Origin of the sequence: Rhodococcus sp. USK10 (assembly GCF_019378875.1) — a bacterium.
Classification (GTDB): Bacteria; Actinomycetota; Actinomycetes; order Mycobacteriales; family Mycobacteriaceae; genus Rhodococcus_F; species Rhodococcus_F pseudokoreensis.
In genome coordinates this window covers 3,736,450-3,758,625 of sequence record NZ_CP076048.1, presented here as the reverse complement: position 1 = coordinate 3,758,625, position 22,176 = coordinate 3,736,450, and the positions used below count along the sequence as shown (strand labels likewise).

The window sequence follows — 22,176 nt, the reverse complement described above, 5'->3', positions numbered from 1 at the left end:
CGGCTACGCCATCGGTAGCTACCTAGGTTTCGCGTGAGTCCGAGCGAACGGCCGGCGAGAGGCATTGACAGGTTTGTCCGAATCCACGTAGCGTGCTCAAGGTCACACTCTCGATCAAAGGTTCGTATATGCGAACGCGATGAGGTAGGGCCAAGCCCGAGTCGTATGCCATCTTCATATCTGCGTTCGCCGGGGTGTCCGAGTGCTGGCAGCCTTGTCCGCCCCGGCGTCACAACACATCACAGGAGTGATTTCGGTTGATCGTCAAGGATCAGATCTTCATCAACGGTAAGTGGGTCCCTTCGGCGGGCGCCGACGTCATTCCCGTCATCAGTGCGATCTCGGAGGAGACGATCGCGACCATTCCGGCAGGCACTGCGGAGGACGTCGATCTCGCCGCGCAGGCGGCGGCGGACGCGTTCCCGGCCTGGTCCCAGACACCGGCCGACGAGCGCGCCGAGATGCTGCACAAGATCGCGCGCGGTATGGAGGCGCGAGTCGACGAGATCACCGAGACCATCGTCTCCGAGCTCGGATACCCGGTCAGGATGGCGGAGGCCGCGCATGCACGAGCGTCGATCAAGGACCTCGAGATCGCCGCGGACAGCCTCCGCGACATCGTCTGGTCGGAACAGGTCGGTGACACGACGGTGTGCCGCGCGGCCGCGGGTGTCGTCGGCGCCATCACACCGTGGAACGGCCCGATGCGGATGGTGAGCCTCAAGGCCGGGGCGGCGCTCGCCGCCGGATGCACCGTGGTGCTGAAGGGGACGGAACTGGCTCCGCTGAAACCGTTCCTGTTCGCGGAGATCGCCGAGGAGGCGGGGCTTCCCGACGGCGTGTTCAATCTGGTGTCGGGAACCGGTCCGGTGGTCGGTGAGGCGCTCGTGACGCACCCGCTGGTGGACATGGTGTCGCTGACGGGGTCGGTTCGCGCCGGCCGGCGGGTGATGGAGTTGGCGTCCCAGTCGGTCAAGAAGGTCTGCCTCGAACTCGGCGGCAAGTCCGCCAACATCATCCTCGAGGACGCCGACCTCGAGACTGCGGTCACCCGCGGGATCGAGGACTCCTTCCGTAATACGGGGCAGGCCTGCGGCGCACTCACCCGGATCCTGGTGCCGCGATCGCGACTGGCCGAAGCCGAGCAGCTTGCGGTCCGTGCGGCGGAGAGCTTCGTACTGGGAGATCCCTACGACCCCGGCACGACCCTCGGCCCGGTCGCGAACGCTTCGCAGCGCCAACGCGTCCGTGACTACATCCAGGTGGGCATCGACGAGGGTGCGCGTCTGCTGACGGGCGGTCCCGAGGCACCCGAGGGCATCGAGCGTGGATTCTTCGTGCGCCCCACCGTGTTCTCCGGCGACAACTCTCTTCGTGTCGCCCGGGAGGAGATCTTCGGCCCCGTCGTCGTCATCATCCCGTTCGACAGTGAGGAAGAGGCCTTCCAGATCGCGAACGACTCCGTGTATGGGCTTGCCGGGGCGATCTGGGCCGGCGACGCCGATCGGGCGAAGAAGCTGGCGAGCAAGCTGCGCGCCGGACGCATCCGCATCAACGGTTCGCCCGTGAACCTGAAGGCACCGCACGGCGGGTTCCGGCTGTCCGGAATCGGCCGCGAATCGGGCCGCTTCGGGGTCGAGGAGTACCTCGAGTACAAGTCCATCGGATAACAGTTGCGACAACAATGTCAACGCCATCCGGTCTCGCGCCCAGCGGTCGTTGCACACACCCCCGAATCGATACGAGGAATGAACAATGATGTTTCGCCGACTGGCCATGGTGGCCATTCCTGCACTCGCGGTTGCATTGACAGCCTGCGGCGCTCAGTCCGGGCCACTGAAGGCCGACGACGCTGGCGTGACGACCGTCCGAGTCACAAGCAGCCAGTCGTTCAACACGGCGCCCGCAGCACTCTTGACTCAAGGTGATTTTACGCAGGACGGCCTGAACTTCGAACAAGTGAACATCGCTGGATCGGGAAGCTCGAACCAGATCGCAGCGATCCTCTCCGGTGATGCCGACATCGCACTCGCAGGCTCCAACGCGTTCGTCGACGCCGTTATCGGCGGAGCGGATCTCCAGATCATCGCAGGTACCAGCGACATCATCCAGAGCCTGGTCGTCTCGAACAGCGCGATCGAGAGGTTCAACGTCGACGTCCATGCCGGCCCGGACGAGCGAGTGCAGGCACTTCGCGGAATGACGATCGGCGCAGGAGTGACGGGCTCGGCCGGCAATTCCGCGCTGCGCGTCGTGCTGACCCACGCAGGACTTGACCCCGACCGCGACGTCAAGCTCGTTCCCCTCGCAGACACCACGACTGCAGTAGGAGCAGGCCTCGAGCAGGGTACCTACGATGCGACGTGGGCTGCTGCCGGTTCCGGCGAGGTTGCCGTAGCGAGAGGTACTGCCACCACGCTCATCTCGGTGCCGGCCGGCGAAGCACCGGCACTGGACGGCTACGTCTGCAATGTGGTTTTTGCCCCCACCCGCTTCATCGAGCAGAACCCCGAGCTCGTCGACCGCATCCGCGAGGCACTCGCCGAAACCACCCGGATGACGAAGCAAGAGCCGGAGAAGACGGGGCAGATCCTGAAGAACTCCATCTACTCCGGTATGGATCAGCAGGTGTTCGACCTCGCATGGACCGAAGCCGTCAAGGCGTACTACGAGGGCAACCTGTTCACTCGAGAGGACTGGAACACCTTCGTCCGAATCTTCGATCCCCTCTCCGAACATGACTATTCCGAACTGGAATACGAGACAGTCGTCAACCCGGTGGCGCGCGGAGAGAACTGACGGAGCTCGAGTCAACGCCTACCCCGAGCTACACCCTTAGGAGACTGATCATGTCGAAGTTAGCCCACCATGCAAGACGAGCCGCCGCGAAATCAGCTACCAGCCCCGCATCCGGGCCGATCTTTGAGGTACGCAACCTAGCGATAGGTTTCGACGAACGTGAAGACATTCTCCACAATGTGACAATGCAGGTCGAACCTGGCGAGTTCGTCGTCCTGCTCGGACCGAGCGGATGCGGAAAGACCACCATCCTCAACCTCGCCGCCGGACTGTTGAGCCCGCGCAGCGGATACGTCCGTTTCGACGGCGCCGAGATCAACGGTGTCAACACCAATGTCGGCTACATGACTCAGGACGACACCCTCCTTCCCTGGATGTCCGTCCAAGCGAATGTCGGTCTGCCTCTGCGCATGCGAGGAGTGAGCAAGTCCGAAACCAAGGCGCAGGTCGAGCACTACCTCTCGCTTCTGGATCTCTCGGAAGCCGGAAGTCTGTTTCCGAGCCAGCTCAGTGGTGGCATGCGCCGCCGCGCACTCCTCGCGCGAAGCATGATCTACGATCCCCGCCTGCTCCTGATGGACGAGCCGTTCGCAGCCCTCGACGCCCAGCTTCGCCACCAGATGCATGTCGAGCTACGACGAACAGTGAAGAAGCTGAACCAAACGGTCGTCTTCGTCACTCACGATATCGCCGAGGCAGCAAAGCTGGCCGACCGAGTGCTGATCGTCGGCGGAGGGCGACCCAGCCGCTTGGTCGCCGAGTTCCAAGTTCCCTACGGTGACGACAGGGACCTCGAAACCATCGTCTACACAGACGAGTACGCCCGGTTCGAGCGTGAGTTGAACGAAGGGCTCCGTGGCGCGCGTGACCCGAACATGCCAGCCGTTTGAGCGTGACGAATCCATCGAGCATCAACCCCTGACGAAGACAGGTGAAATATTATGTCTACACAAGTCCTCAGCGCACCGGCGCGTCCGGCGTCCCCGTCGGTGAAGCGGCGCAGCACGGTCTCACACACTCGGAGGATGCACCGTGCGAAAATCGCCCTCGCACAGATCGCGATCATCGCATTCCTGATCGCTACCTGGGAGCTCGTGTCGGGTCGGCTGATCAACGACATCATGATCAGCGCGCCATCGAAGGTGTTCCCGCTCTTCTGGGAATGGCTGCTCGACGGAACTGTCTTCGACGCCGCTCTCCAGACGTTCAGCAACGCCGCCCTCGGTCTGGTGCTCGGTGGAACCGCCGGCATCGCGGTCGGAGTAATCCTGGGTCAGTCACGGCTATTGGGCGACACCTTCGAACCATTCATCACCGCGCTTTACACCATGCCGAAGTTCGCCCTGATCCCGCTCTTCATCATGTGGGTCGGAATCGGATCAGCACTGGGAATCCTCACCGCGTCGGTCGTCGCATTCTTTCTCATCTTCTTCAACACCTTCTTCGGCATCCGGGAAGTGAAGCAATCGTTGATCAGCTCCGTCCGCATCATGGGCGGATCGACCCTGGACGTACTGTGGCGCGTCCGGCTTCCCTCGGCGCTGGTGTGGGTCTTCGCAGGACTCAAGCTCGCGGTGCCGCAGGCGATCGTCGGAGTCGTCGTCGCCGAGATGCTCGCCGGCGACCAGGGCCTCGGTCACCTCGTCGCACGTAACGCGTCGTCATTCAACTCCGCGGGCACGTACGCGGCGCTGATCGCGCTCCTGCTTGCCGGATTCCTGATCGACAGGGTCATGACCGCGCTGACGAAGAAGCCGCTCGAATGGAAGAACTCCGGCAGCGCGATGTGATGCCGAATCAGCCGCGCCGCCGCGCCGCCGCGCCGCCGCGCCGCCGCGCCGCCGCGCCGCCGCGCCGAAGGCCCCAGCGCCGCGGCGGACCCGGTATCCCGGCACCGACAGGAAAAATCGGGTCGGCTGCGACCCGACGAGACCGGTAGCGGTCCGGTCCGGTCCGACGGCATCGACCGATGGAACTCAACGAGGCGTTCGCCCCCCTGGCGGTGTCGCGATTGACATCGTCACGACGAAGATACGGAAAAAGAATGCTCAAGCAACATGAAGTCGCCGCAGACACCCTGGTCGGCAGTGCCGCTTATGCATTGGCGAGCTACGCCACTGCCACCCAGTACGAAACACTGCCCGGGGAGGTGGCCGATCGTGCGAAGCTCATCGTGTTCGACCAGCTCGCCTGCGGGTTCGTAGGCGCCGAGCTCCCGGCAGGCCGGATCATCGGACGCTACGTCGCCGATATGGGCGGCAAACCGCAGTCAGTGGTGCTCGGATCACCCGACCGAAGTTCAGCGCCCCTAGCTGCCCTCGCCAACGGCACCTCCGGCCACGCCGATGAGTTCGACAGCGTCCATGCAACGTCGGACTTCCTCGGCACAGGTCATCCGGCCGCGATCATTGTCCCGGCGGCCGCTGCACTGGCCGAACGCCAGTTCTGCACCGGCCGCGATCTGGTGAACGCAGTGACCCTCGGTTACGACGTCGGCGCACGAGTCATCTCGGTGACTGGTGGCCTTGCGCCCATGATGGGCAACCATGGGATCGATCCGGGTTCACTGCATTCGCTGGGTGCTGCATTCGCATGTGCGCGGCTGCTCGGTCTGGACGAGAGCCGTCACCTGTTCGCTGCTGCACTGGCGGTCCAGCAAAGCGTTGCGCTCAACGCGCCCTACGGGGAACGCAGGCACATGAGTAAAGCGTTCGTCACCGGCCAGGCGGCATACGCAGGCGTCACCGGCGCGGTGCTGGCGGCAACGGGTTTCGAGGCCAGCGACAACATTTTCGAGGCACCGGGCGGGATCATCGACACCTGGGCCGAACCGGGCCGTGAGGGACAGCTGGCGAAGGATCTCGGCGCCGACTATGCGGTGATGGGCGCGAACTTCAAGTTCTATTCCGCTGGCTACCCCATCCATTCCCCGGTTGAAGCCGCCCTCGGATTGAAGAGTGAGCACGGCTTCGAGCTCGACGACATCGAGCGGATCACCGTTCGTATGCCGTCGCATCCGGCCAGCGTTGTCGACAACCGGTCGATGCCGACCATCTGCCTACAGCACATGGTTGCGGCCGCTCTGGTCGCCGGCAACCTTGGATTCGACGAAGCACACTCGGCGACGTTGCTCAACGACCCGAAGGTGCTGCACCTGAAGTCGCTCGTCCTCCTGATCCGTGACGCTGAATTCGATCGCGTTCAGCCGCAAGGGCGAGGCGCCGAAGTGACGATCGATTTCGCCGGTGGCTCGGTCTCGCGCAGGGTCGAGCACCCCCGTGGGCATCGGTTCAGGACCCCAGCCCCGACTTGGGACGATCTGCGGGCCAAGTGGGAAGACCTGCTGGTACGCCGGGTCGGCCAAAGTCGCTTCGATCAGTTCTACCACGCATGTGCATCCCTCGAATCGGTAGACGACGTCAATGAGGTGAGTAGCCTCCTCGCCGGAGGATATGTGTCGTGACGACTACACAACCCGTCTTGTCGAATCCAGCTGAATATTCGTCCGGATCTGCGTCGAAGAAAGCACGGTCTTTGATGACGATCGACAAAGGTACGCGGGCGAGCTACGACCGGACAGGCGTATCGACGTTGACGGGCATTGCGGACGGCGACATGGCAGAACACCGGAACGACCCAGGCCGGGATGCAGACGAATCCCGATGGCCGCTCGTACTGTCCGACCAAGGCTGCTTCTATGTCGGTGGCCGGTACAGCGACGACACGGACACCATGACGGGCCAGGTATTCGTGCAATACCAGATACCTGCGGACCTGCGTTACCCGTTCCCCGTGGTAATGATTCATGGAGGCGGACAGACCGGCGCGGGCTTCCTGTCGACGCCCGATGGGCGGCGTGGCTGGGCCGACAACTTTGTTGCGCACGGATTCGCCGTGTACGTCGTCGACGTGCCAGGCCGAGGACGAGCCCAAGGTCACGACCAGGTGGGCGCAGTGCGCCCGGCAACCGCGGTAGCGGGCCGGGTGCGCGCCGACCGGTCGGCACCGGCGTGGCCGCAGGCGCACCTGCACACCCAGTGGCCAGGAAACGGGAGGCGGGGAGATCCGACCTTCGACCAGTTCTACGCGTCACAGGTATCGAGTTCGGCCGACGCAGACTCGGTAGAGCTGGCGATGCGCGACGCCGGCGCCGCGTTGCTCGACAAGATCGGTCCCGCTGTTCTGCTCACGCATTCCCTGGGCGTCCCCTTCGGTTGGCAGATCGGTGACGTACGTCCGGATTTGACGCACGCAATCGTGGCGATCGAACCGAACGGTCCGCCCGTTTACGACGTACGTTTCACACCTGAACCAGAATGGTTCGACGATGCTGACCTCGCCCGGCCATGGGGAATAACGCAGACGCCGATCACGTACTCGCCGCCTGCCGAATTGGCAGACGAGCTGTCGTTCGAGCGTCAGGAACGGCCGGACGGCCCCGGTTTAGTGCGGTACTGGCGTCAGGCCGAGCCTGCGCGCAGGCTGCCGAATTTGGCTCGCCTCCGAATTCTGATCGTCTCCGGCGAGGCTTCGTATCACGCGCCATACGACCACGCGACGTCGGCGTACCTCACCCAAGCTGGCGTCGAGCACGACTTCGTTCGACTCGCTGATCGAGGTATCCGCGGCAATGGGCACATGATGATGTTGGAAAAGAACAACGCCGACATCGCGCGTTTACTCCGCGAGTGGATCCTCTCCAGTCCTTCATGAGACCTCTTCGACTCTGGCCACGGTGCCCGCCGAGATTTCGGCGGGCACCGTGGCCAGAGCGGCCGCCTCTGCAAACGCGCGGGTTGGTGCAACCTCCGGCCGGCGAACAAACGGCCGACACACCGCTCAGCCTCTAGCCAAGCCCAGGTGCCTTTTTTGAAACCGTTCTGATGGAGATCGATCCGTTATCGCGAAGACCCCAGCACGTCGCCGAGTAGGGCCTCCAGGCGCACCTCGCCCTCTCGCGTCTCACCACCGATGGCAAGGAATCGCTCCACGTTCGCCAAGGACTCAGAAGAGGCCATGAGACGTTGGAGTCTGAAATTCTCCTGTCGCAGGCCATCCTCGATGGGCCCGTCTGCCAGGGCGATGACTTCCTTCGTGAGACGAACAGCCTCCGCGGGGCAGGATGCAATGCGTCGCGCGGTGCTGGAGACGAAGTCGTCGATCTCAGTAGGCGGAAGTGCGCGGTTGAGGTACGCCCAGCGTTCCGCTGTCAGCGCATCCAGATCGAGCCCACCCATGATGAGTTCAATCGCACGCGATCGCCCGACGAGGCGAGGTAGGTACTGCGATGCTCCACCGCCCGGAACGCTACCGATGGGAACCGACATGGTGTTGAAGACAGCTTTGCCGATCGCGCCGAACTTCATGTCACATGCCATCACGATGGCCGCGCCGCCGCCGCTCGCTCGGCCCTCTACCTGTGCAATCGTGATCTTGTTCATCGTCCGTAGCCGCTCGCAGATTTCATGCATGTGGTTGAGACCGACCTCACCCACGGACGCGGGGACTTCCGGTGGCTGCATACGGTAGAGGTTCGCGAAGTCATTGTGAGTGATGAAAATGTCGGGATCCCGACTCTTCAGGACGACCACCAGCGGATCGGGGTCGGCCGAAACCTGCCGGGTAAATGCGTCGAGGTCATCTACCAAGTCGCGGGTCAAGAGGTGCAGCGGTGGATTATCCACGGTCGCTGTGACGATCCGCCCCAGATCCTCGACCTTCAACGTGGTGAATGAGTCGTACTGCAGTTTGGACATGATGTTTCCCTAGGTGATTCGTGTGGGATTGGGCGCAAGGGTGCCGACAACACCCGGTGCGCTTTGTGCCGGCCAGGCTGTCGTCTGGCCCTCGAAGTTCTGGTCACACGCCATGACGCGATGCCCGCGGGCTCGAAGGGTGCGGATATACGCTCTCGAGAATGCGTACCTCACTTGGGAGACAAGTCGATTCAGGGAGGACCTGCCACAGTCGCTCGATGAACCGGCGCATTGTCATTCCGAACTGCACAAGGACTTCCTCCTCGGTGGCGCCCCCGAATGGTGCCCATTTGCTGGCAAACTCGATGAGGCACTCCGCGTCGGTGTCAGAATGAATCCGTTGACGGTTGACTTCGATCCAAGCGGCGCGACGTCTTTGGCGCCACTGGCGATACTCACGAGAGTTCATGCGAATTTACAATCCAAATGTAGGGGCAGCCGAGCCTTGCCCGGCGGGTGCCGTCCGACAGACGGCACCCGAGAGCTGGGTCTATCAGAGTTCACGTGTCGTTACGAAGCCATCGTGCTGATGTCGATGACGAAGCGATACTTGACATCACCGGCAGCAACGCGATCGTAGGCCCGATCGATCTCATTGGCGTCGATTACTTCCACCTCGGCAGTGATCCCGTGGGTGGCGCAGAAATCGAGCATCTCCTGGGTCTCTTCGATGCCACCGACCAGCGTCCCCGCGATCGATCGTCGGTTGTGCAGCAAGGAGAACACGTCGAAGCTGATGGGACGCTTCGGGACACCGAGATTGACGAAAGTTCCGTCGAGCGCGAGCATCTGCAGGAATGCGTCGTAGTCGAGGTTCGCCGGCACGGTCGACACGATCAGATCGAAGGTGACGGCGTAATCGGTGTAGACCGTCGAATCAGTCGACAGGCGATAGGCATCAGCGCCGCGCCGCAGAGCGTCCGCTTCCTTGTCCATGGTCAGATCCAGCACGGTGGTGTGAGCACCCAGGGCCTTGGAGATCGACACGCCGACGTGTCCGAGGCCGCCGAACCCCACGATCGCCACTTTGCTGCCGGGGCCGGCCTTCCAGTGGCGGAGGGGTGTGTACGTGGTGATTCCGGCGCACAGCAGGGGCGCGGCCTCGTGCAACGGGAGACTGTCCGGGATCCGGAGTACATACGCCTCGTCCACAACGATCTTTTCGCTGTACCCTCCCTGGGTGACCTTCCCATCGCGGCCGACGGCGTTGTAGGTCCGGATGTGTTCGACGCGGCAGTACGACTCGAGGCCGGCCTTGCAATGGTCGCACTCCCGGCACGAATCGACGAAACAGCCGATTCCGACACGGTCACCCACAGCGAACTTGCTCACTTCAGCGCCGACGGCGGAGACGGTTCCGGCGATCTCGTGTCCAGGGACCAGTGGATAGTTTGTCTTGCCGAATTCGCTTCGCGCGCGGCTGACGTCCGTGTGGCAGATCCCGGCGTACGCTATGTCGATCAGTACATCCGCCGGGCCGACCTCCCGTCGCTCGATCTTGGTCGCTTCGAACGGCGCGCCCGGGGCCGCCGTGGAGCGGGCGTTGACAAGCATCATTCGTCCTTTCTCTCCGCCACTGCCGACCAGCTTTGTGGCCGAGGCGGATCGGATATGAATCTGTTCGGGTCGGTCAGGAGACGAACACGCCTTTGCCCGCGTCCTGTTTGTCGAACTTCGTGTACGCCTCTACTGCCTGGTCCAAGGACCAGCGATCGCTGAACAGGTCGTCGACCGGCAGCCGGTGACGATCGATGAAATCGGCACATTCCAGCTGCTGAACACTCGACAGTGACCATGAGGTCATGACGGTCAACTGCCGCGAGAGGTTCTTCCGCACATCGAGTTCGACGGTGCCACCCAGCCCCACCACGCACAGACGACCCCACGGTGCCAGCGCTGCCACGGCCGACTTGGCTGCTGCGATTGCGCCGGACGTCTCGACAATCGCGGGTGCGCCCAATCCTCGAGTCAGATCTCTGATCGCCTGGACGACGTCGCCGGACCCGGCGTCGACGGTCTCGGCAGCACCGAACTGAATCGACTGGGCCAACCGCTTGGGCTCGAGATCCACTGCGATGACTCGCGCTCCTCGTGCCGCGGCGAGCATGGTGGCGGAGAGACCGACCGGGCCTTGCCCGAACACCACGACATCGGTGCCACCGATGTCGCCGAGTCGTTCCAAGGCGCCCCACGCGGTACCGGTCCCGCACCCGATCGCCGCGCCGGCCTCGAAAGAGAGGGAGTCGGGAAGTCGAAGTGCCGACCTCGCGGCAACCAGCATGAACGGAGCATGGGCACCGTGTGCGTTCTTGCCGTACACGAGGGGAGCGCTGGTGGTGCACATCTGGGTCCACCCGGACCGGCATGCGACACAGCGTCCGCAGCCCGCGTAGTGATGGATCATGACCCGATCACCGATGGCCAAACTGTCGTCGATACCGGGGCCCAGCTCCTCGACGATGCCGGCCGGCTCGTGGCCACCGATGCAGACCTCTGCCGGGCCGGGTGTCGCATCAGCGGGTGCACGATAGTAGTGCAGGTCGCTCCCGCACATGCCCGAAGCGGTTACCCGAATGACGACCTCACCCTCGCCTGGCTTCGGGTCCGGAAATGGGCGCAGTGAAACCCGCCGATCTCCGTGGAACACCAGACCCTGCATTACGACCTCCTGTTATGAATGATTTCACGAGTGCCGAGCATTCTCAGATGGCTCCGGTCGAGCGCAGTTGCTCGACGTCCTCGGCGGACATGCCCAGCTCTTCGATCAGGATCTGGTCGGTGTCGGCTCCCAGCCCGGGGGCCCTGGTCGGCTCCACGATCGGTGAGTCGGAGAGGAACAGCGGGCTGCCGAGCGTCATCCACGAGCCCTTGTCGTCGGACATCCGGCGCAGAACGCCACGCTCGGCGATGTGGGGATCCACCATCAGTTCGGCAAGGTCTATGACGGGCGCGGTGGGGATGCCGGTGTTCTGCAACAGGTCGGCTACCTCTTGCTTGGTGTGAGTGCTCGTCCACCGTTCGACGATCATGTCGACGTCGTCGACATGATCGCAGCGGCCCCCCATCGAATCGAAGCGGGGATCCTTCGCGTCGGGGTCACCCATGATGTCGCACAACCGATCCCAGTGGACCTGAGTGGGGCACAGCACGGTCACCCAGCCGTCGCGTGCGCGGTACGCGTTGTACGGTACGACGGCCATGCCGCCGTGACGGTTCCCGGTCCGCTCCGGCATCGAGTTCTCGCTGTGTGCCATGCCGGCGATGTTGGAGGTGAGTGACGGCAGGATCGCGTCCTGAAGCGCCACTTCCACGTGTTGCCCTCGCCCGGTGTGCTCGCGCTGATAGAGCGCCGCGAGGACGCCGCCGACGAGATGGGCTCCTCCCATGAAGTCGACTACCGAGGGGCCGGTGCGAGTCGGGGGCCCTTCCATGAACCCGGTTGTGCTCATGACTGCCGTGCGGGCCTGGATGGTCAGGTCCATCGCGGGTTGTCCCGCGTACGGCCCGAACGAGCCGAATCCGCTGCCGGAAGCGACGATCAGCTGTGGATTGATCTTCGCCAACTCTTCGTAGCCCAGGCCGTAGCGGTCCATCGCGCCCGGCGCGAGATTCTGGATGAGAACATCGGCGGTTTCGGCGAGTCGCCGAAGCACGGCCTGTCCGTCGGGGTTCTTCAGGTCCAACCGCATGGCGCGCTTACCGGAGTTCAACATGCTGAACTGGACTGACGACCCGTCTTCGCCAGCGGTGGCCAGCCTGCGGTAGGGATCGCCGGCGGGCGCTTCGATCTTGATGACGTCGGCGCCGAGCCGAGCGAGCAGCATCGAGCAGTAGGGCGCGAAATAGAACTGCCCGACGCAGATGACCTTCACACCGTTGAGTGCGGGCATGCCCACCCCTTCGTGATCGTAATTGCGGACAAAAGTTTGTTACTGCGGAACGATAGGCGCGGCCATGGGAGGTGTCAATGAACGGAAAGGGCACCGAGGTGGCCTTGCCCCGCCGTCGGGTGAGTGGTCGACGCGAGCCCTTGACTCGTGACGGACGCCACAGATATCGTGAGGTAGATCTTTATTAGGAACTCGCGTTCTTATATACGAACTCAGTATTGAGGTGCGGGTCGCGGCGATACTGCTTCATGTTGGATCGCCCCACCATCAAGGAGAAGACCGGATGTCGCTGCACGAGCAGCCGGTGGAAGTGGATTCCCCCGCTTCGCCCCCCAGTGTGAAGAAGATGCGGAAGGTTGCCCTCGCAAGCTTCATGGGCACTGTCATCGAGTTCTACGACTTCATCATCTACGGCACCGCTGCGGCGTTGGTATTCTCCGACGTCTTCTTTCCCGCGTTGGGGAATCAGGCCGGCACCGTCGTTTCGTTCGCCACGCTGGGCGTGGCGTTCGTCGCGCGACCGTTCGGCGCGATCTTCTTCGGGCACTTCGGAGACCGGCTCGGGCGAAAGCGCACGCTGATCGCCACCATGCTGACGATGGGCGTTGCGACCGTCGTCATTGGTGTACTTCCCACTGCTGAAACGATCGGTGTCCTCGCGCCGGTCTTCCTTATTCTCTTACGCGTTGCGCAAGGGCTGGCAGCGGGCGGTGAATGGGCTGGTGCCGCGCTGTTCACGACAGAGAATGCGCCGAAGGACAAACGTGGGTTCTGGGCGATGTTCACGAACCTGGGAGGCGCTGCCGCCAATATGCTGGCCGCAACGACCTTCCTCCTGACCAGTGTGTTCATGACCGACGAAACATTCGTGTCCTACGGGTGGCGGATCCCCTTCCTGCTGAGCGCGCTCCTGGTGGTCTTCGGCCTCTATGTCCGGCTCAAGCTCGATGACACTCCGGTGTTCACCAAGCAGATCAAGGGTGAGGGGGCCAGCTCTCTTCCGTTCGCGGACGCGTTCCGCAACCAGGGCAGGCAGATCCTGCTCGGCGCCGGCACATTGCTGATGGCGTTCGCTCTCAACTACATGGGCGCGTCCTACCTGACCAACTACGGCACCGCCACGCTCGATCTGGCTCGCTCGCAGGTCCTCGGCGCAGGGGTGTTCGGTGGTGTGATGCTCGGAATCGGCATCATCTCGGGCGGAACCCGTTCCGACCGCGTAGGCCGGAGACGCATTCTGCTGATCACGAACGTTGTTGCGATCCCCTGGGCTCTGGTGCTGTTCCCGTTGCTGGACACGAAATCCCTGGCCGCGTTCTGGATCGGTCTTGCCGTGAGCTTCCTCGTTGCCGGTCACGCATTCGGCGTCGCGGGATCCTTCCTGTCGGAGCTGTTCCACACCAGGTACCGCTACACCGCCGCGGGTCTGTCCTACAGCCTCGCCGGAATCTTCGGTGGGGCACTTCCCCCACTGATCGCCGCGAGTGTCATCTCGACGTGGGGAGGCCTCGCCTTCGGCGTCCTGCTGGCCGGCATCGGCGTGATCTCCATCGTGTGCACTCTGAGGTTGCGGGAAACCCGGGACTTCGAGTTGGACGACATCCCGGACGCCCCACGAGCCGCCTGATCCTTCGGCGCTCGACGCGTTACAGCTCCTTGGCACCTTCGTCGGACGACGACTGCCTGCCGCGCCCACTACTTCAGAGATTCAGGAGTATTCGCTTGACCGACTACCTCCCTCCTTCAAAGCAGGACTCTCCGGTTGCCGAGCGCCCGACGGAGTCCGCCGATCCGTCCACGGCCAAGACGAACAAGATGCCGAGGGTGGCATTCGCCAGCTTCATGGGGACTGTCATCGAGTTCTACGACTTCGGCATCTTCGGTACAGCAGCTGCTCTGGTGTTCGCCCACGCCTTCTTCCCGGCGCTGGGAACGTACGCCGGAACGGTCGTGGCATTCGCGACTCTCGGCGTAGCGTTCGTCGCCCGTCCGTTCGGCAGCATCCTGTTCGGACACTTCGGGGACCGTCTCGGCCGCAAGCGGACGCTCATCTCCACGATGTGCCTGATGGGTACCGCCACGGTCATCATCGGTCTGCTGCCCACCGCAGCGACGGCGGGGGTCGTCGCACCGATTCTGCTCATCGTGCTCCGCATCGCCCAAGGGCTGGCCGCGGGCGGTGAATGGGCAGGCGCTGCACTGTTCACGTCCGAGAACGCTCCCAGCGAGAGCCGCGGCTTCTGGTCGATGTTCACCAACCTCGGTGGAGCGGTAGCCAACATCCTCGCGCTCTCGACGTTTTTCGTGACCGGCCTCTTGATGAGCAACGAGGCGTTCATCGCCTGGGGCTGGCGCGTTCCGTTCCTCCTCAGCAGCGTTCTCGTCGCCGTGGGCCTCTACGCCCGATTCAAGCTCGAGGAGAGCCCGATCTTCGCGAACGAGGTCGAGCGGCGCGGGCGAAGCAGTCTTCCGTTCAAGGATGCCCTGGCCAACCAATGGAGGGAAATCATCCTCGGTGCAGGGGCGCTCGTGTCATCGTTCGCCTTCGGCTACATCGGGATCGCATACCTGATCAATTACGGGACCGCCACGCTGCATCTGAGCCAGCACGGGGTGCTCGCGGCCGGGATCTTCGGGAACGTCGTGAACGGTCTCGCCATGATCTCCGGTGCGATCCTGTCCGACAAAATCGGTCGCCGACCAGTTCTGTTGATCGTCAACATAGTTGGCATACCGTGGGCACTGATCCTGTTCCCCCTGCTCGACACCGAGTCGCCGGTCGCCTTCTGGATCGGCATCACCGTCAGCTTCCTCATCGCAGGCCACGGCTGGGGAGTCTGCGGGTCCTTCCTCTCCGAGCTGTTCCACACGCGCTACCGCTTCACCGCCGCCGGTCTCGCCTACAGCCTCGCCGCCATCCTGGGTGGTGGTATCCCGCCGCTGGTCGCAGCGAGCATCATCGGCAGTCACGGCGGCTTCGTCTTCGGGATGTTCCTGGCGGGCTACTGCCTGGTGGGCCTTGCGTGCACCTTCGTCCTTCGGGAAACTCGCAGCAGGGCACTGGACGAACTCCCTCCCGACATCGGGTTCGCGCGAGCCGGCAACAACTAGACAACTACATCGGAGCGGTCTCATGAGCCTGACAATCAGAGCATTCTCTGTCGGCCGAGTATTCGGCCTCCCGAAGCCGTCGTTCACCTACTTACGGGGATGGGGCGACACCATGGACCTCCCGCTCATCATGTTCGTGATCGAAGGCGGAGAAGCGCCTGTGGTCGTCGATACCGGGGCCGATCTCAGCCGCGCCTGGGAGACCCATCGCATCAAGATGGAACAAGCCGTCGAGGAACGACCGGAGGTGGCTCTGCGGTCCGCGGGGATCGACCCGAATGACGTGCGCCTCGTTGTCAACACGCATCTGCATTGGGACCACAGCTCGAACAACCATCTGTTCCCCAACGCACGCGTCGTCGTCCAGCAAAATGAGCTCGACTTCGCCCGTCAGCCCGTGCCCTGGCACTGCCGGCAATTTGAAGCACTGCCTGATATGGACGCGGCGTGGAAGCGGGCCGAGGACAAGATCGTTCCCGTCGAAGGCGACACCGAGTTGGCTCCGGGAATCACACTGGTCGCATTGCCGGGGCACACTCCGGGCTCGCAGGGAGTTCTCGTCGAGGCAGACACCACCCGCTACCTCATCGCCGGCGACTGCGTCTACCTGTACGACAACTGGGAGGGCGACGCCGAAGCCGATCACATTCCCGTCGGACTCTTCACCGATCTCGTGGCCTATCAAGAGAGTCTGCTGAAGATCGAGTCCCTTGACTGCGAAGTCATCCCGAGCCACGACTTCCGTGTCCTCGAACGGTCGATCTTCAAGTGACCCCATCGGTTTTCGAGGGCGCCGGACCGCGTCTCCCTGTTGAGCATCATCGACCGTCTATGGAAGGAATCCAGTGACACGAGAAGCCGTTGTCGTTTCCACGGCACGAACCCCGATCGGCAAGGCCTACCGCGGCGCCTTCAACAACACCCAACCGCAACACCTCGCCGCCCACGCGATCACCGCCGCGGTCGAGCGGGCCGGGATCGACCCCGCCGAGATCGACGACGTCGTGCTCGGCTGCGCCATGCAGGAAGGCGCCTCCGGACTCAACATCGCCCGCCAGGCGTCCCTGCGCGCATCGCTGCCGGTCACCGTGCCGGGTATGACGATCGACCGCCAGTGCGCATCCGGGTTGATGGCGATCGCCACCGCCGCGAAACAGATCATCGCCGACGGCATGACCGTCACGGTCGGCGGCGGCGTCGAATCCATCTCGCTGGTGCAGAACGACCACGCGAACCACTACCGGGCCCGCGACCCGTGGCTCGAGGAGAACCTGCCACAGACGTACATGCCGATGCTCGAAACGGCCGAGATCGTCGCCGAACGCTACGGCGTATCCCGAGATCGCCAGGACGCCTTCGCGCTTCTGTCCCAACAACGCACCGCCGCCGCGCAGCAGGCTGGGCTGTTCGACGCCGAGATCGTTCCCCTCACCACCACCAAGGTGCTCACCGATCGCACCACCGGGGAGACCCGCGTCGAGACGGTTACCGTGACCCAGGACGAAGGCAATCGCCCGCAGACCGATCTCGCCGGACTCTCCGGGCTGCGTACGGTCCTCGCGGACGGTCAGGTCACCGAGATGGCTACCGTCACCGCAGGCAACGCCTCCCAACTCTCCGACGGCGCATCGGCCGCAATCCTCATGGAACGCCGGGAGGCTGCCCGCCGCGGCCTCGATGTCCTCGGCACCTACCGAGGGATGGCCGTCGCCGGCAGCCACCCGGACGAGATGGGTATCGGCCCGTGCACGCCATCCCGAAACTGCTCCGACAGCACGACCTGAAGATCGACGACATCGACCTGTGGGAACTCAACGAGGCCTTCGCCTCCCAGGCGGTGTACTGCCGCGACCACCTCGGGATCGACTCCGACCGCTTCAACGTCAACGGCGGCGCCATCTCCATCGGCCACCCCTACGGCATGAGCGGCGCCCGCCTCGTCGGGCACGCACTGCTCGAAGGCCGTCGCCGCGGGGCCCGCTACGTCGTGGTCACCATGTGCATCGGCGGCGGCATGGGTGCCGCCGGGCTGTTCGAAATCTGAACCGCATGAATACCGCTCGACAGCAAGGCGTCCGGGAAGGACGAACGCACGGAGCTTCGCCTTTCGTGCAGCGGAGTTCGGCTACTTGCCGTCGAGTTGCTTGTCGGCGAGGAATTTCGAGACTTCCTCAGCGATTTGAGTGTTGTTGAGGTCGGAGAACGGGAAGTGGGTGTTGCCGGTGATGCCGATCTCGGGAAGGTGGACGACGGTGGCATCACCGCCGTGGCGATTGACAGCATCGGCCCACAACCGTGCCATCTGGAGCCGGGCGCGCCAGCTGTCCTGATTCGGCTGATCAGTGGGCTGGTCGGGGATGTTGTCGCCGTAGAAGATGACGATCGGGATCTTCGTCAGCGCGTCGAACTGGCCCATCGGAACGGTTTCCGGGGTGAGGGTGTCGAAACCGTTCGGGATCGGTTGTGGTGCTTCCCCTTCGGGGAAGACGAATCCGCTGCCCGGCTCGAACGCGACCATACCCTTCACGTCGGGATTCTTCATCGCGGTCTGCCAGCCGGGGCCGCCACCTTGCGAGTGGGTGAAGAGGATCCCTTCGCCGATCCGGTCGAACAGGGCTGACAGGCTGTCGGAGATGACCCCGGCGTCGAAGGGACCGGTGTTGGGTGTCATCGAGCGGTAGAACTGATCCAGGGCTGCGGGGTCGCTCGAAAACTGCACCCCGGGGAACATGTCCGGCCAGGTCCCGAGGCGGAACTGATTGAACCACAGTTGCTCGTCCGGGGTCGCCGTGACGGTGGTGCCGACCATGCTGCGGCCCGCGTCACCGCGCCGCGGCTGGTCGACGACATAGGTGGAGAACTGTTTGCGCAGGAACAGGTTCTGGAAACCTTCCCGGCCGTCGGCGGTGGTCTCCCAAGTCTTGGAGGACTGGCCGGCGCCGTGCAGCATCACGATCGGCAGGTCCCGGGCGTCTTCGGGCACCTGGTAGTAGGCGTAGGCGTGGTCGCCGTGGTAGGTCTGGCCCTGCGGATCGGCGGGACGGCGCGGATCGAACTGGCCGGGCGCGGTCGTCATGGTGCCGCCGACGGCGAAGCTGCCCTGCTCGGCGAGGGTGAGTCCGGTCGCCGATGTGTCGCTTCCACTCTCGCCGGAGCTGTACGCAGTGAGCAGTGCGGCGGCGGCCACCGCGCCGGCCAGCAGCCGTGTACGCGTGCCGATGGTTGTGGTGTGCATATCGTCTGTTCTCCCGACTGGAGCGGCCTCTGGAACGCCGTCAGCCGAGTTGGCCGGCGGGGCGGAGCAGGATCTCGTTGATGGCGAGGTGCCGGGGGCGGGAAAGAGTAAAGGCGATGACCTCGGCGATCTCCTCGGGCTTGACGGTGGCCGCGTCGTAGCCCTGCTGAACGGCCTGCCGGGTGGCCTCGTGGGTGATGTGGGTGGGAAGCTCGGTGTCGACGACACCCGGTTCGATCAGCGTGACCCGGACGTCCGGTAGCAGTTCCTGGCGGAGGGATTCGGACCATCCGTTGACGCCCCACTTGGTGGCGGCGTAGACCCCGTTGGTTGCCCTGGCCGTGCGTCCGGCGACGGAGGAGATGTTGATGAGGTCGCCGCCGCCATCTTTGAGCTGGTCGAGGAAGACCTCGGTGGCGGTGATCGCGCCGAGAAGGTTGACCTCGATCATGTTGCGGTAGTCGGCGCGCTGTTCGGAGGAGAACGGGCCCAGGAGCATGGTTCCGGCGTTGTTGACCAGTACGTCGGCCCCGCCGAGCTCGTCCTGCACCCGATGGGCCGCGGCCACGAGTGCGTCGCGGTCGGTCACATCGGCCTGGATGGCGATCGCACCGTCACCGAGCTCGGCGGCGAGAGCCTCGATGCGGCCGAGGCGGCGCGCCAGGAGCGCGACGCGGTACCCGTCGGCATGGAGGGCGCGAGCGGTGGCCGCGCCGATCCCGGACGATGCACCGGTGATGACCGCAACACGGGGAAGGTTCTGGGAGTCAGTCATGTGATTGGTTTCCTTGTAATTGGTCAGGGGATCTCGCAGAGGTAACGACCCGACACACGGTGGGATACTCGCCTGCTGCCTTTTCCAGCACACCACGGTGAGGCCGAATACGGGAGTAACCGCCTATCCGTGTACTGGCATTACTCCTTACCGCCGTCGAGCGGTCGTGACGTACACGAGCGGGCGCCTTGCCCGTGCCGCGTTCTCACACGAGTTTGTTGGCGCTGAGCCACTTGTCGAGGTCCGGGGCTGCTTCTGCGACGGTCTCGCCCTGAATGGCCAACCCGTCACGGACATCGCTGCCGGGAAGGGCATCGCGGTAGTCGTCATCGATGCCGCTCATGCCGCTGACGGCATAGGTGACGAAGGGCAGGATCGTCTTCCCCGCGACGTCGACGCCCTCGACGAAGGTGGACATGATCATCGGGGTGCGCATGTTCCACACGGGGCTGCCCAGGAGCACGATGTCGTAGCCGCCGACGTCCGGAAGCGGGTTCACGATCGCGGGACGGGCGTCGTCTTGTTGCTCTCGGCGGTTGCGCTCGACCGTCGGGTCGTACGCATCCGGATAGGGGTCGGCGGCTTCGATTTCGTAGGTGACACAGTCGATCCGGTCGGAGATCATCCCAGCGAGGACTTCGGTGTTGCCGACCTCCAGGTTCCGACGGCCCCTGTACCAGTAGTTCTCGCCGGCGCGGGAGAAGTAGACGAGTAGCACCCGCGTGCCGGGGACGGTGGTTGTCTCGGGATCGGGTGTCCTCGGGGTTCGCTCTCCGGTGGCCGGGCCCTCCCGCGGGCGCTGCTCGGTGGTGCAGCCGGTGAGGACCGCGGCAATGGCCGTGATTCCGGTGAGCCCGGCGGTCAGGAGTGTTCTGCGGCTGAGGGATTCGTTCATGTTGCCGTCAGGTGCGGGTCGGCGGCGGTGCTCACGATGCTGCATCGGTGCTGCGGCTGAGTTGCTCGAACCGATCGACGTCACGGGCGGCGTCGTCGGCGGCCGCGCGAAAACCGCCGAGCGCATCGCTACCGAGAACGAGCAACGTCGGTGGCTCGGCGTCCTCGGCGACCTGCAGGATCGCGGCCGCCGCCTTCTCCGGTGCGCCACGCTGCGGACTGAGCGCCGAGTCACCTGTCCGTCCGAGTACCTGGTCGTACGACTCGACCCGGACGCTGGACCGGTCGGCGGAGCGTCCGCGAAAGTCGGTGCGGAACGATCCGGGTTCGACGACCATCACGCGCAGCCCCAACGGCTCGACCTCCTTGCGGAGCGACCCGGACAGTCCCTCGAGGGCCGCCTTCGCGGCGGAATAGTAGCCACCGCCCGGAATGGTGATGCGCGCGCCCACAGAGGAAATGTTGATGATCAGGCCGTTCCCGCGGCTGCGCATACCGGGCAGGGCCGCCTTGATCAGCGCAACGGGACCGAAGAAGTTCGTCGCGAACAGGCGCGTCACAGCCGTGTCCTCGCCTTCCTCGACCGCGGCGGTGTACCCGTAGCCTGCGTTGTTCACCAGCACGTCGATGCCGGCGAAACGCTCCTCGGCCCTCGCCACGGCGTCGTCGATGGACGACGGGTCGGTGACGTCCAGAGACGTGATCAACGCGGTTTCCGGATAAGCCGCCCGGAGGTCGTCGAGGGCGTCCGTGTTCCTCGCGGTGGCGACGACCCGATGCCCGGCATCGAGAACACGCTCGGCGAGCGCGCGGCCGAGTCCGCTCGATGCTCCGGTGATCAACCATGTCGTCATTCGTCGTCCTTCTCGATAGCGAAGTCGGTGGTGGCACTGACGTGCGCCCACTCGTCGATCTCGTCGATGCGTCCCTGGAGCTCCTCGCGGACGATCTGAATGGCGTCGGTCCCGAGCAGCAGGCGGAACGGGGCGTCCTTGCCTTCGACCGCGGCGATGACGACCTGCGCCGCGCGATCGGGATCACCCTGCTGGGTACCGTGGGTGTGGTCGTTCTCCTTGCGGCGCTTCCCGGCGGTGTCGGCGTAGTCGTCGATCACGGTGCTGGACTGGTTCAGAGAGCGACCGGAGAAGTCGGTCCGGGACGCGCCCGGCTCGAGCACCATCACCCGGATCCCGAGCGGAGCGACCTCGCGGTTCAACGCGTCGGACACGCCCTCCAACGCTGCCTTCGTCGCGGTGTAGTAGCCGGAGGCCGGGTTCGATCGGGGCGCGCCGATCGAGGAGACGTTCACAATGGTGCCCGACCGGCGGGAACGCATCTGCGGCAGCACCTGCTTGATCAGATCGACGGGGCCGAAGAAATTCGTGGCGAACAGCTCGTCCACCTCGTCCACAGCTGCTTCCTCGACCGCGGCCCGGTACCCGTGCCCGGCATTGTTCACCAGCACATCGATGCCCCCGAACCGGTCGGTCCCGGCGTTGACCGCGGCGACTACCTGATCATGGTCGGTGACGTCCAGCGGCACCGCCAGCGCACTGTTCGGATACGCGGTGACGAGGTCCTGTACGTGGTCGGCGTTGCGGGCGGTGATCACCGCGTTGTCGCCGTGCTCGAGGACGGCCCGTGTCAGCGAGGCTCCCAGGCCGCTCGAAGCTCCTGTGATGAACCAGGTGGTCATGTTCGTCTCCTTTTTCGTGC

18 protein-coding genes and 1 pseudogene are annotated in these 22,176 nt (G+C 64.2%); 10 read left to right on the top strand and 9 right to left on the bottom strand.

Annotated elements, in window-relative coordinates; genetic code table 11:
* Positions 1-257: 257 nt before the first annotated feature.
* The 6 genes from I1A62_RS24230 to I1A62_RS24205 all read left to right on the top strand — a co-directional run bounded on the left by I1A62_RS24230 (position 258) and on the right by I1A62_RS24205 (position 7,512).
* On the top strand, positions 258-1,670 hold the full coding sequence (locus I1A62_RS24230) for an aldehyde dehydrogenase family protein (RefSeq protein WP_219460432.1): 1,413 nt from the start codon (positions 258-260) through the stop codon (positions 1,668-1,670).
* Positions 1,671-1,755: 85 nt separating this feature from the next.
* Entirely contained in the window at positions 1,756-2,799 is a 1,044-nt protein-coding gene (locus tag I1A62_RS24225) for an ABC transporter substrate-binding protein (RefSeq protein ID WP_219460429.1), read from the top strand.
* Between the two features lie 50 nt (positions 2,800-2,849).
* Positions 2,850-3,689, top strand: coding sequence for an ABC transporter ATP-binding protein (locus tag I1A62_RS24220; protein WP_219460427.1), 840 nt, complete (start codon positions 2,850-2,852; stop codon positions 3,687-3,689).
* Positions 3,690-3,824: 135 nt separating this feature from the next.
* Entirely contained in the window at positions 3,825-4,589 is a 765-nt protein-coding gene (locus tag I1A62_RS24215) for an ABC transporter permease (protein ID WP_257890901.1), read from the top strand.
* A 179-nt stretch (positions 4,590-4,768) separates the two neighbouring features.
* On the top strand, positions 4,769-6,262 hold the full coding sequence (locus I1A62_RS24210) for an MmgE/PrpD family protein (RefSeq protein ID WP_219460422.1): 1,494 nt from the start codon (positions 4,769-4,771) through the stop codon (positions 6,260-6,262).
* Positions 6,263-6,336: 74 nt separating this feature from the next.
* Positions 6,337-7,512, top strand: coding sequence for an alpha/beta hydrolase (locus I1A62_RS24205; RefSeq protein ID WP_219460419.1), 1,176 nt, complete (start codon positions 6,337-6,339; stop codon positions 7,510-7,512).
* A 185-nt stretch (positions 7,513-7,697) separates the two neighbouring features.
* Here I1A62_RS24205 and I1A62_RS24200 read toward each other — a convergent pair whose 3' ends face one another.
* From I1A62_RS24200 to I1A62_RS24185, 4 genes are all read right to left on the bottom strand, one after another.
* A complete protein-coding gene (locus tag I1A62_RS24200) occupies positions 7,698-8,555 on the bottom strand; it encodes an enoyl-CoA hydratase/isomerase family protein (RefSeq protein ID WP_218271572.1) in 858 nt (285 codons plus the stop codon).
* Positions 8,556-9,065: 510 nt separating this feature from the next.
* Entirely contained in the window at positions 9,066-10,112 is a 1,047-nt protein-coding gene (locus I1A62_RS24195) for an NAD(P)-dependent alcohol dehydrogenase (protein ID WP_219460417.1), read from the bottom strand.
* Positions 10,113-10,185: 73 nt separating this feature from the next.
* Entirely contained in the window at positions 10,186-11,214 is a 1,029-nt protein-coding gene (locus I1A62_RS24190; protein ID WP_219460415.1) for a zinc-binding dehydrogenase, read from the bottom strand.
* Between the two features lie 43 nt (positions 11,215-11,257).
* Positions 11,258-12,445, bottom strand: coding sequence for a CaiB/BaiF CoA-transferase family protein (locus I1A62_RS24185; protein ID WP_257890899.1), 1,188 nt, complete (start codon positions 12,443-12,445; stop codon positions 11,258-11,260).
* Between the two features lie 283 nt (positions 12,446-12,728).
* Here I1A62_RS24185 and I1A62_RS24180 point away from each other — a divergent pair, with 283 nt between their 5' ends.
* The 4 genes and pseudogenes from I1A62_RS24180 to I1A62_RS24165 all read left to right on the top strand — a co-directional run bounded on the left by I1A62_RS24180 (position 12,729) and on the right by I1A62_RS24165 (position 17,600).
* Positions 12,729-14,072: an MFS transporter gene (locus I1A62_RS24180; RefSeq protein ID WP_225929128.1), complete on the top strand. Its 1,344-nt coding sequence runs from the start codon at positions 12,729-12,731 to the stop codon at positions 14,070-14,072.
* A 95-nt stretch (positions 14,073-14,167) separates the two neighbouring features.
* The gene (locus I1A62_RS24175) at positions 14,168-15,556 is read left to right on the top strand and encodes an MFS transporter (protein ID WP_219460412.1); all 1,389 of its coding nucleotides are present in this window, start codon (positions 14,168-14,170) and stop codon (positions 15,554-15,556) included.
* Between the two features lie 22 nt (positions 15,557-15,578).
* Positions 15,579-16,328: an N-acyl homoserine lactonase family protein gene (locus tag I1A62_RS24170; protein WP_219460410.1), complete on the top strand. Its 750-nt coding sequence runs from the start codon at positions 15,579-15,581 to the stop codon at positions 16,326-16,328.
* Between the two features lie 73 nt (positions 16,329-16,401).
* Positions 16,402-17,600 (top strand): annotated as a pseudogene (locus I1A62_RS24165) (acetyl-CoA C-acyltransferase).
* An 81-nt stretch (positions 17,601-17,681) separates the two neighbouring features.
* On the opposite strand, the gene I1A62_RS24160 reads toward I1A62_RS24165, so the two are convergent.
* The 5 genes from I1A62_RS24160 to I1A62_RS24140 form a co-directional block, all read right to left on the bottom strand.
* The gene (locus tag I1A62_RS24160; protein ID WP_219460409.1) at positions 17,682-18,791 is read right to left on the bottom strand and encodes an alpha/beta fold hydrolase; all 1,110 of its coding nucleotides are present in this window, start codon (positions 18,789-18,791) and stop codon (positions 17,682-17,684) included.
* A 40-nt stretch (positions 18,792-18,831) separates the two neighbouring features.
* The gene (locus tag I1A62_RS24155) at positions 18,832-19,566 is read right to left on the bottom strand and encodes an SDR family oxidoreductase (RefSeq protein ID WP_219460407.1); all 735 of its coding nucleotides are present in this window, start codon (positions 19,564-19,566) and stop codon (positions 18,832-18,834) included.
* Positions 19,567-19,771: 205 nt separating this feature from the next.
* A complete protein-coding gene (locus tag I1A62_RS24150) occupies positions 19,772-20,461 on the bottom strand; it encodes a flavodoxin (protein WP_219460405.1) in 690 nt (229 codons plus the stop codon).
* Positions 20,462-20,492: 31 nt separating this feature from the next.
* Positions 20,493-21,314 carry an oxidoreductase gene (locus I1A62_RS24145; RefSeq protein WP_219460404.1) on the bottom strand — a complete coding sequence of 274 codons (822 nt, stop codon included), beginning with the start codon at positions 21,312-21,314 and terminating at the stop codon, positions 20,493-20,495.
* A complete protein-coding gene (locus tag I1A62_RS24140; RefSeq protein ID WP_219460400.1) occupies positions 21,311-22,156 on the bottom strand; it encodes an oxidoreductase in 846 nt (281 codons plus the stop codon). Before I1A62_RS24140 ends, I1A62_RS24145 begins: the two co-directional genes overlap by 4 nt.
* Between the last annotated feature and the right edge of the window lie 20 nt (positions 22,157-22,176).

Excerpts from the sequence above, each read along its gene's own strand:
- I1A62_RS24215 (WP_257890901.1), top strand. The coding sequence starts at position 3,825 with ATGCACCGTGCGAAAATCGCCCTCGCACAGATCGCGATCATCGCATTC.
- I1A62_RS24205 (WP_219460419.1), top strand. The coding sequence starts at position 6,337 with ATGACGATCGACAAAGGTACGCGGGCGAGCTACGACCGGACAGGCGTA.
- I1A62_RS24155 (WP_219460407.1), bottom strand. The coding sequence starts at position 19,566 with ATGACTGACTCCCAGAACCTTCCCCGTGTTGCGGTCATCACCGGTGCA.
- I1A62_RS24170 (WP_219460410.1), top strand. The coding sequence starts at position 15,579 with ATGAGCCTGACAATCAGAGCATTCTCTGTCGGCCGAGTATTCGGCCTC.
- I1A62_RS24180 (WP_225929128.1), top strand. The coding sequence starts at position 12,729 with ATGTCGCTGCACGAGCAGCCGGTGGAAGTGGATTCCCCCGCTTCGCCC.
- I1A62_RS24200 (WP_218271572.1), bottom strand. The coding sequence starts at position 8,555 with ATGTCCAAACTGCAGTACGACTCATTCACCACGTTGAAGGTCGAGGAT.
- I1A62_RS24225 (WP_219460429.1), top strand. The coding sequence starts at position 1,756 with ATGATGTTTCGCCGACTGGCCATGGTGGCCATTCCTGCACTCGCGGTT.
- I1A62_RS24190 (WP_219460415.1), bottom strand. The coding sequence starts at position 11,214 with ATGCAGGGTCTGGTGTTCCACGGAGATCGGCGGGTTTCACTGCGCCCA.
- I1A62_RS24160 (WP_219460409.1), bottom strand. The coding sequence starts at position 18,791 with ATGCACACCACAACCATCGGCACGCGTACACGGCTGCTGGCCGGCGCG.
- I1A62_RS24195 (WP_219460417.1), bottom strand. The coding sequence starts at position 10,112 with ATGATGCTTGTCAACGCCCGCTCCACGGCGGCCCCGGGCGCGCCGTTC.
- I1A62_RS24220 (WP_219460427.1), top strand. The coding sequence starts at position 2,850 with ATGTCGAAGTTAGCCCACCATGCAAGACGAGCCGCCGCGAAATCAGCT.
- I1A62_RS24210 (WP_219460422.1), top strand. The coding sequence starts at position 4,769 with ATGGAACTCAACGAGGCGTTCGCCCCCCTGGCGGTGTCGCGATTGACA.
- I1A62_RS24145 (WP_219460404.1), bottom strand. The coding sequence starts at position 21,314 with ATGACGACATGGTTGATCACCGGAGCATCGAGCGGACTCGGCCGCGCG.
- I1A62_RS24150 (WP_219460405.1), bottom strand. The coding sequence starts at position 20,461 with ATGAACGAATCCCTCAGCCGCAGAACACTCCTGACCGCCGGGCTCACC.
- I1A62_RS24185 (WP_257890899.1), bottom strand. The coding sequence starts at position 12,445 with ATGCCCGCACTCAACGGTGTGAAGGTCATCTGCGTCGGGCAGTTCTAT.
- I1A62_RS24140 (WP_219460400.1), bottom strand. The coding sequence starts at position 22,156 with ATGACCACCTGGTTCATCACAGGAGCTTCGAGCGGCCTGGGAGCCTCG.